Annotated in this window: 7 protein-coding genes and 1 pseudogene; 3 read left to right on the top strand and 5 right to left on the bottom strand. The window is 63.0% G+C overall.

Annotated features, from left to right (window positions below):
* Positions 1–368 precede the first annotated feature (368 nt).
* Positions 369–554: a 30S ribosomal protein S21 gene (rpsU, locus tag NW841_RS10185; protein WP_011429105.1), complete on the bottom strand. Its 186-nt coding sequence runs from the start codon at positions 552–554 to the stop codon at positions 369–371.
* A gap of 82 nt (positions 555–636) precedes the next feature.
* Positions 637–1,908, bottom strand: a complete 1,272-nt coding sequence (locus NW841_RS10180) for a trypsin-like serine protease (protein WP_414386263.1) — start codon at positions 1,906–1,908, stop codon at positions 637–639.
* A gap of 302 nt (positions 1,909–2,210) precedes the next feature.
* Here NW841_RS10180 and NW841_RS10175 point away from each other — a divergent pair, with 302 nt between their 5' ends.
* The 3 genes from NW841_RS10175 (at position 2,211) to NW841_RS10165 (ending at position 6,817) form a co-directional block, all read left to right on the top strand.
* Positions 2,211–3,389, top strand: a complete 1,179-nt coding sequence (locus tag NW841_RS10175; RefSeq protein ID WP_414370237.1) for a 1-deoxy-D-xylulose-5-phosphate reductoisomerase — start codon at positions 2,211–2,213, stop codon at positions 3,387–3,389.
* A gap of 59 nt (positions 3,390–3,448) precedes the next feature.
* Positions 3,449–5,215 (top strand): ABC transporter ATP-binding protein, encoded by a 1,767-nt coding sequence (locus NW841_RS10170; RefSeq protein WP_414386261.1) that lies wholly within the window; start codon positions 3,449–3,451, stop codon positions 5,213–5,215.
* A 69-nt stretch (positions 5,216–5,284) separates the two neighbouring features.
* Positions 5,285–6,817: a UDP-N-acetylmuramoyl-L-alanyl-D-glutamate--2,6-diaminopimelate ligase gene (locus tag NW841_RS10165; RefSeq protein WP_414386260.1), complete on the top strand. Its 1,533-nt coding sequence runs from the start codon at positions 5,285–5,287 to the stop codon at positions 6,815–6,817.
* Between the two features lie 8 nt (positions 6,818–6,825).
* Here NW841_RS10165 and carA read toward each other — a convergent pair whose 3' ends face one another.
* The 3 genes and pseudogenes from carA to NW841_RS10150 all read right to left on the bottom strand — a co-directional run.
* Positions 6,826–8,016, bottom strand: coding sequence for a glutamine-hydrolyzing carbamoyl-phosphate synthase small subunit (carA, locus tag NW841_RS10160; protein ID WP_414386258.1), 1,191 nt, complete (start codon positions 8,014–8,016; stop codon positions 6,826–6,828).
* Positions 8,017–8,112: 96 nt separating this feature from the next.
* Positions 8,113–8,670: a Tfp pilus assembly protein FimT/FimU gene (locus NW841_RS10155; RefSeq protein ID WP_414386256.1), complete on the bottom strand. Its 558-nt coding sequence runs from the start codon at positions 8,668–8,670 to the stop codon at positions 8,113–8,115.
* Between the two features lie 14 nt (positions 8,671–8,684).
* Positions 8,685–9,347 (bottom strand): annotated as a pseudogene (locus tag NW841_RS10150) (PddD domain-containing protein); the annotation flags it as partial.

The raw sequence follows: 9,347 nt of genomic DNA, 5'->3' as shown, positions 1-9,347 counted from the left end.
CAGTTGTAGACCTTGTTGGACTGCTGGCAGAGGTACTCCAGTAGGGCTACTAGCTTCCTGTCCTGAATCAGAACCTGCTGGCATCCGTAGTCCATGGTTGCTGAGTGGCGACCCAAAGCTATAGTAACGACCTGCATCATTGGGGAGCGACTTAAGTCGCTCGAAGGCTTTTCCACCCCGCACTACTCGTGCTAGCAGCGCGGAGCACTTAGTACGGGGCTACCAAGCTACTCTGCTGTGTAATAGGCACGTAGCTGCCTTGGGCCGCGAGAATGGTAACAGGGCTAAAGCCCCCAAGTTGGCTTCCTTCCCCCACTAAAGCAGAGGGGCTTTAGCCCACCCACATCCCGTAACTGAAGAGAAGAGGACTAGGCCATCGATTTGCGGCGGTTGCGCCGCATGGCTACCGCTTTGCGCTTGCGCTTTTCCAGGTTGGTTTCAAAGTGGCGATGGTTGCGCAGATCCCGCAAAATGCCTGCCTTGGAGACCTGGCGCTTGAAGCGGCGCAGCGCGGATTCAATTCCTTCGTTTTCGCCAATCGTCACTTGAGTCATAAGAAAGACATCTCCTCCGTCAATCAACAAAAACGGACTTGGATACAACAGGGATCCCTATCCTAAACCATCTCCGGCCTGCCTATTGGGCGCGGCTGCCGAAGTTGACCCCGGAAACCACCTCCCCCTCTCGCAGGTTCACCGTCAAAGAGACCGTCGCCCCTACGGCAGGAGAAGGGGAGGGTGTTGGAACTGGCATTGGGCTGGGGGCAGTGCCGGTTACCGATTGCACAAACCCGGCAAAGCTGGACACCCGCGTATACACCCCGTAGAAATTGGGCTGGGCGCAGCCTTTGCCAAAACTGGTGATTCCGGCCAGAGCAAAGCCGCTGCCGCTGGGTACGAGCAAAGGCCCGCCGCTGTCCGCCTGACAGGTATCCACACCCCCTTGGGGAAAGCCAGCGCAGAGCATGGTATCTAAAATGATGCCATTGTAAGACTGGGGCGCGTTGCACACCTCGTTGGCGACGATGGGAACTTCGGCCTGTTGCAGATCCAGAGCAAAGCCGCTGGGTTCTTGGTCAAGGTCGCGGGGGGAGGTGGCCCCCCAACCCAGAATGGTGGCCAACGTGCCGGGGGCAGTCAGGCTGGTTTGGTTGGGCTGCACCAGGGGCAGGGTGGCCAGAGCCACCGGCCGCGAGAGGCGCACCAGGGCAAGATCGTTCCCCCCCAGTTGCCCCACCTGGGGATTGTAGCCGGGGTGGATGACGATTTGCGCAGCGCGAATGCGCTGGCCGGCGCTAACCTGCAGACGGGTTGTTCCCACCAACAGATCCAGGCTGCGGGCGTTCACCACCCGCTGGCCTTGATCATTGAAGAAGCAATGGGCGGCGGTGAGCACCCACTCCGGAGCAACCAGGGATCCGGCGCAAAACTGCGCCTGAAAAGGATCGGGCTCCGCCGCGTTCAGCAGGGCCACCATCCAGGGAAAGGCCCCCGGCTGGGCCGGCCTGCCGCCGACAATCCGACCTAAGCCTGAGGGCGGCCCAGTAAACACCCGCCCTGGGGGCAAAAGGGCGGTGACGCGGTAGGTGCCAGGGGGCAAGTTGGAAAAGCGGAAGTTGCCGTTGGCATCGCTGAGGGTGCTGGGCTCCCCCCCATCGAGGCGACCATTGCCGTTTAAGTCCAAAAAGGTGGTGATGCCGGCCAGCCCCGGCTCTCCCGGATCCCGCAGGCCATTGCCATTGAGGTCGTCAAAGTGGGATCCCTCAATTTGTCCTGGGAGGGGGGAGAAAGAACCACCCGAAGTGCCGCCGCCACAGGCACTCACGCCTAGAACTAGCCATAGTCCGAGAACAGCTCGCCAAGCGCTGCTTGCCTTGAGACGGACAAAAGCTTCTGCGGAGCCAAACATGGGCAGCTTTTCCAGCGGGGGTTCCCCAGCCAGCTTCAGGATATCAGCCCTGCTTGCTTAGGGGCTGGGCTCTCAGTTGGCCAAAGGCTAGCCTTTGGCGGATCCCTAGCGCCACCGCGGCATCCCCGCGGAGGTGCTTAACTTAGGAGAGCAGCCTAGCACAGACAAAGATAATATGAAGGGCGAGAGGCAGGTCTAGCCCTTGTGAGGTGGAGCCCAGGGCACGCTGTGCCAGGGGAAGTCCGCGCCGGCAGGCCGCCATTCTTTGGCAACCCAGACACTCCAGTGCAAAGGGATCACCCATGCAGGCTATCACCTTGCTCGGCTCCACCGGCTCGATTGGCACCCAAACTCTGGACTTGGTGGCCCAGTATCCCGATCGCTTTCGGGTTGTCGGCTTGAGCAGCTACAGCAATGTTACTCTCCTGGCGGAACAGGTGTGGCGGTTTCGCCCCCAGATTGTGGCCGTTGGCCGGGAGGAGCTGCTGCCGGAACTGCGGTCGCTGCTGACCGGGATGCGACCCCTGCCGGAGTTGGTGGCGGGCACGGAGGGGCTGTGTCAGGTGGCGGCTCACCCCGCGGCCCAGCGGGTGGTGACCGGGATCGTTGGCTGTGCCGGCCTCTTGCCTACGCTGGCCGCCATCCGCGCCGGCAAGGACATTGCCCTGGCCAACAAAGAGACCCTGGTGGCAGGCGGCCCGGTGGTGCTGCCCCTGGTGCAAAAGCACGGCGTCAAGCTCATCCCGGTGGACTCGGAGCATTCGGCCATCTTTCAATGTCTGCAGGGGGTGCCGCCGGGATCCCTGCGCCGCATCTGGCTGACAGCCTCAGGGGGGGCCTTTCGCGATTGGCCTGCCGAGCAACTGGATCGGGCAACTCTGGCGGATGCCCTCAAACACCCCAACTGGGTGATGGGGCGCAAGATCACCATCGACTCGGCCACCCTGATGAACAAGGGCTTGGAGGTGATCGAGGCCCACTGGCTGTTTGGCTTGGACTATGACCACATCGAAATCCTCATCCACCCCCAGAGCATCGTTCACTCCCTGATTGAGCTGGCCGATACCTCGGTTCTGGCCCAGTTGGGCTGGCCGGATATGCACCTGCCCATTCTCTACGGCCTCAGTTGGCCGGAGCGCCTAACCACCCCTTGGGATCCCCTCGACTTGGTCAAGCTGGGATCCCTCACTTTTAAGGCGCCGGATCACCGCAAGTATCCCTGCATGGAGCTGGCCTATGCCGCCGGGCGGGCGGGCGGGACGCTGCCGGCGGTGTTGAATGCGGCTAACGAGGCAGCCGTGGCCTTGTTCTTACAAGAGCGCATTCGTTTTTTGGATATCCCCCGCCTTCTGGAACGGGTCTGTGAGCGGCACCAGGTCATCCCCGCCCCCAGCCTGGAGGACATTTTGCAAGCAGATGCCTGGGCGCGCCAGCAGGTGGAACTCTTGGCGCAGCAGGCCCCAGCGCAGGTTCTGGCCTAATCCCTACCGGGGGGATCCGGCCCAGCGCTAGAGTGGGAAGAAGCTGGAGGAGCACCTGAGTGGCGGGATCCCATCTCCGACAACTGGCCCATTATCTGCGCCCCTATCGGCGCCAGGTGGTGCTGGGCATTGGATCCCTGCTGGTGGTGAACGGGCTGGGGGTGTTCCTGCCCTGGTATGTCAAGCTGGCCATCGATGATCTCAGCCAGAACCTGGCCGCGCTGTCGCCCAGCCGCATTGCCCTCTACGCTCTGGTGGTGCTGGTTGTCTCCACCCTGATGATGGGCATTCGCATTGCCTCGCGGGTGTGGATGTTTGGCGTAGGGCGGCAGGTGGAGTTTCGCCTCAAGCAGGCCATCTTCGAGCATTTGCTTACCCTGCAGCCTTCCTACTTTGCCCAGCAGACCATCGGGGATATTCTCACCCGCATCACCAGCGATGTGGAAAATGTCCGCCGCCTACTGGGCTTTGCCCTGCTCAATTTGGCCAATACAATCTTTGCCTACGGCACTACGCTGCCGGCCATGTTGGGTATTGAGCCACGTCTGAGCGCCTTGGCCCTATCGGTGTTTCCGGTGATGCTGGGGCTGGTGAAGTTGACCAGCACCCGTCTGCAGCAGGAGCAGCTTCAGGTGCAGCAGGAGCTGGCCAATCTGAGCGATCTCATCCAGGAGGACATGAACGGCATCACCCTGATCAAGGTGTATGCCCAGGAAGAGCACGAGCAGCGGGAGTTTCGCCGCCGCAACGAGCGGCTGCTGCAGGCCAATTTGCGCTTGGCCCTCACCCGCAACCTGCTTTTCCCCTCCCTGGTGGCTTTGGTTAGCCTGAGCCTGCTGCTGTTGTTGGCAGTGGGGGGGCCGCAGATTGCCGCGGGGCGGCTGACGATTGGGGATTTTTCCGCCCTCACCCTCTACGTGGAACGGCTGGTATTTCCCACCGCTTTGCTGGGCTTTACCATCACCGCCTACCAGCGGGGCCAGGTCAGCCTGGAGCGGATCGACGCCTTGCTGCGGGTGGAGCCCACCATCCGCGATGCCCCCCAGGCTCTGCCGCTGCCTCTGGAAAAGGTGCAGGGGCGTATCGAGGCTAGGGGGCTGACTTTTGCCTATGCCAATACGGGATCCGCAACGCCGGCGCTGCAGGATCTGCACTTTTGCATCGAGCCGGGGCAACTGGTGGCGGTGGTGGGGCCGATTGGGGCAGGCAAGTCCACCCTGGCCAATGCTCTGCCCCGCCTGCTGGAGATCCAGCCGGGGCAAGTGTTTCTGGATGGGCAGGATATTACCCAGCTTCAACTGGGATCCCTGCGCCGCGCCATTGCCTACGTGCCCCAGGAAAGCTTCCTCTTCAGCGCCACCGTTCGGGACAACATCCGCTACGGCAAGCCCCAGGCGGAAGATTGGGAGGTGGAGTGGGCCGCCAAAGCCGCCCACATCCACGCCGAGATCCTCCACTTTCCCAAGGGCTACGACACGCTGGTGGGGGAGCGGGGCATCACCCTTTCCGGCGGCCAGCGGCAGCGGGTGGCCCTGGCGCGGGCGTTGCTGGTGGATGCGCCGATTTTGATTTTGGATGACTGCCTCTCCAGCGTGGACAACCAGACGGCCCAGGCCATTCTCCGCCACCTGCGCCAGGCCACGGCCCAGAAAACGGTGATCTTGATTACCCATCGCCTCACGGCGGCGGTGGAGGCGGATCAGATCTGGGTCATGAACCAAGGTCGCATCGTGCAGCAGGGATCCCATGCCCAGTTGCTGGCTGATGCCGACGGCCTCTACGCCCGCCTCTGGGCCAAGCAAAAGCTGGAAGAGGCCCTGGCCTAGGGTTTCTCTGGCCAGAAAGCCGGCCCAGCGGCTACCCTAAGCTGCAAAGCTGTGGGGAGTGGCAAAAGCATGGGAAGCAACGGGATCGATCTGCGCCAATTGCTCGGCCAAGCCGGGATCCAACCCCAGTTGGTCCAGGGATCCCTGGAGGGGGTGCAGGTCAGGGGTCTGTGCACCGATTCGCGCCAGGTGCAGGCCGGGGATCTCTTTTTGGGGATGCCGGGATCCCGTGTCGATGGCGGCGAGTTTGTCCGGGCGGCGCTTACCGGAGGAGCGGTGGCGGCTCTCATCTCGCAGGAGGCGTGGAAGCAAGTCAGCGGAGAGGCTGAAGGGAGCAGTCGGCCCATTTTGGTGTGGCCCCGCGCTGGCTTGAACCGGGCTGTGGCCCAGGTGGCGGCAGCCTTCTATGGCTTTCCGGCCCGCCAGCTTACCTTGGTAGGGGTGACGGGCACCAACGGCAAAACCACCACCACCCATCTCATCGAACATCTGCTGCAGGCTGCCGGTCGCCCCACTGCCTTGCTGGGCACCCTCTACAACCGCTGGCCCGGCCACTGTGAAGGGGCCTCTCACACCACCCTGTTTCCGCCAGAGCTGCAGCGCAGCCTCAGGGAAGCCCAGCGGGCTGGGGCGGAGGTGGCGGTGATGGAGGTCAGCTCCCATGCCTTGGCTCAGGATCGGGCTTGGGGGTGTAGCTTTGCCGCTGCCGTCTGGACCAACTTCACCCAGGATCACCTGGATTTCCACGGCAGCATGGAAAACTACTGGCAGGCTAAGGCCACCCTGTTCCGTCCGGAGTACTTGCAGGGGCGGGCGGTGGTCAACGCCGACGACGAGGGGGGACGACGGCTGCTCGAAGCCCTCCCAGCTCTCCTAGAGCCCTGGGCCTATTCCCTCCGGCCTTTGGAAGGGATCCCTGCCCTCTGGCCCAGCGACGTTCAACTTCACCCCAACGGCCTGCAGGCAACCCTGCACACCCCTTTGGGCAGCTTTGCTGTGGCAGCACCGCTGGTGGGATCCTTCAACCTGGCCAACCTGCTGGCGGCAGTAGGGGTGGCGCTGCACCTGGGGATCCCGGTTGAGGTTATCCAGTCGGCCCTGCCCCGTTTTCCCGGTGTGCCGGGGCGGATGGAGCGGGTGAGCCTGCCGGGGCAGGACATCACGGTAATCGTGGACTATGCCCACACCCCCGATGGGCTGGAAAACCTGCTCAAGGCCCTGCGCCCGCAAGTGCAAGGCCGGCTGATCTGCGTCTTTGGCTGTGGCGGGGATCGCGACCGGGGCAAGCGCCCGCAGATGGGCCGCATTGCCGCCACCTGGGCCGATCGGGTGGTGGTGACCTCCGACAACCCCCGCACCGAGGATCCGCAGCAGATCCTGCAGGACATTTTGGCCGGGATCCCTGGATCCCCCTGGGCGGTGGAGGTGGATCGCCGCCAAGCCATTCGCCTGGCCATCCTGGAGGCCCAGCCGGGCGATACGGTGGTGATTGCCGGCAAAGGCCACGAAGACTACCAGATCCTAGGCACCGAGAAGATCCACTTCGACGACCGGGAAGAAGCCCGTGCCGCCCTTTCCCTCAGGGAGAGGGGCCGGGGGTGAGGGTTAGGCTACTCCTGCCCTCTCTTCTGCAGCATCAGCTCCACAAACTCCCGGAAGAGATGGTCAGCATCGTGGGGGCCGGGGCTGGCCTCTGGGTGATACTGCACGGAAAACAAAGGTAGGTGGCGGTGGCGGATCCCGGCCACGGTGCGGTCATTGAAGTTAAGGTAAGTAATTTCCGCTTCCTCCGCCGGGATCGAAGCGGCATTTACCGCAAAGCCGTGGTTTTGGCTGGTGATCTCCACTTTCTGCTCCAGCCCACAGGGGTGGTTGAGGCCGCGGTGGCCGAACTTCAGCTTGTAGGTGGATCCGCCCAGAGCTAGGCTGAGGATCTGGTGGCCCAGACAGATGCCAAACATTGGCTTCCCGCTTTGCAGCAGCGCCTGGGTGGTGCGGATGGCCGTTGTCTCTGCCGCTGGATCCCCGGGCCCGTTGGAGAGGAAAATCCCATCGGGGTTGTAACTCAGGATCTCCTCCGGGCTGGCGTGGGCCGGCAACACCATCACGCGGCAGCCGTAGCGAGTCAGGCGGCGCAAGATGTTGCGCTTGATGCCAAAATCCAGCGCCACCACCCGCAAAGGGGGATCCGGGATCCGGATCCCTTGGCTGCGGCCATAGTCCCAATCGGCGGGGGTGGGCTCCAGCCACTCGTAGGGCTTGGGCGTTGTAACCTCTGCCACCAGGCTCAGCCCCTGCATGGCAGGGGCCTGGCGCACCCGCTCCAGCAGCGCCTGCGGATCCAAGATCTCGGTTGAGAGGGCCCCGTTCATTACCCCTTGCGAGCGCAGCCGCCGCGTCAGGGCCCGCGTATCCACCCCGGCAATGGCCGGGATCCCGTGCTGCTTGAGGTAGTCAGGCAGCGTCCCCGTAGCGCGCCAGGAGCTGGCCAGGCGCGACACGTTGCGGGCGATGATCCCGGCGGCTTGGGGCTGTGCCGATTCCTGATCCAGGTCGTTTACCCCCGTGTTCCCCAATTCCGGGTAGGTGAAGGTGATCAACTGCCCCCGGTAGCTTGGATCCGTCATCACCTCCTGGTAGCCGGTCATGCCCGTGTTGAACACCACCTCACCCACCGCCGTGCCTTCCGCTCCAAACGACCAGCCGGCAAAGGCCGTGCCATCGGCCAGCACCAGCAGAGCCGGCTGCCGAGCGTGCCAGGGGAAGACTTTTTCCGGAGCTTCAAGAGTTGAGGAGACCATAACCTGTGAACCTAGACAGCTCCCCTCTCCCCTTGGGAGAGAGGCCGGGGGTGAGGGCAATGAGCCGGGATGAACAGCCTGACTATCCTACCCCAACTATCCTTCCTCTGCCTCGTTGGCGACGTTGCCACATTCTGGCCTGTTGTCCTTGCGGAGAGTGCCGATCAAAGTGCTCACCACCACGCAGCGGTTTTCGCCCTGGGAGTAGGTGCTGCTAACCACAAAGCGCCCCAACTGACGCGCCCGCCCTTCCGAGTCGAAAATAGCCCTCCCTCTTTCGTTGTCGAAGGTGCCAGTTACAGTTACAAAATTATTCAGGCGCACCCGCTGGCACGGGATCGGCTCATCGCAATGGCCTTCCTCGTCTTGGATCACCAGCGTGGGGACACTCGGATCTGAGTTGTCGATTTCAACCACCCAGGCGCGGCCTTGAAGAGAAGCTCTGGCGTTGGTGCGGGCGGTGCGCAGGGCTCGCTCCACCTTGTTTTGCGCGTCCTCCAATTGGATGCGCGCCCAGATGTTGATCCCGGAAGGGACGGCCAGCCCGGCCACAATGCCGATAATGACCACCACCGCCAGGACTTCTATCAGCGTGAAGCCCTGGGATCGAAGCGGCCGCGCCGGGCCAATGGTTTTTTTCTCCAAGGCCAACATGGTGGACATTCCCCCTAGGAGAGTGGACGGTTGATAACACCGCGGGCAAGAACCCGAGTTTGCAGCGGCAGCAGGTAGCGCGACACCTCTGAGATATCGACGCTGGTGGCATCCTCAATGTAGCGACGGAAGAGGCCGGGGTTGGCCCGCTCCATGGCCGTGGCCGTGATGTTGATGACCACATCCTGGGGTCGGTCGGCGCCGGGGCTGCGCCGCACGCAGACGTAGAAGCCCACGTCGTTCTGGTTATCTGCCAACCCTGAGAAGGTGACGCCGTTGGGTTTGCCACCGCCAAAGGCATAGCCCTGCGGGCAAGCGGGTGCAACCTGCGGACTCCCCTCCCGGCTGCTGAAGATGTTGGAGACCAGAGTTATCAGGCGGGGGCCTTCCTGGCTATTGGCAATGGGGGTCTGGGGCCTTTGCTGCAAAGCCTGCTGAGAGGGCCAGGCGAGAAAACCTTCCCGGAACGGATCCGGATCGGAGCTAAAGAACTCGCTGCGCCCGGCGCAGTCGTTATCACCTTGCCTTGCGAGGGGGCGTAACTCAAAACGCTCGATCCGCGCGTTGCCTTCCCAGGGAGTGTTCCCTGTTGGGTTGCCGGCGTTGTTGTAGTTACGGCGCAGGTAGTACACCACCAGGGTGTAGATGCCGCGGCGGCTGACCAGCGTGTCCCAATC

The organism is Synechococcus sp. H60.3, assembly GCF_047462295.1.
Classification (GTDB): Bacteria; Cyanobacteriota; Cyanobacteriia; order Thermostichales; family Thermostichaceae; genus Thermostichus.
The sequence above is the reverse complement of the archived record's forward strand: the minus strand, read 5'-3'. Positions and strand labels throughout refer to the sequence as shown.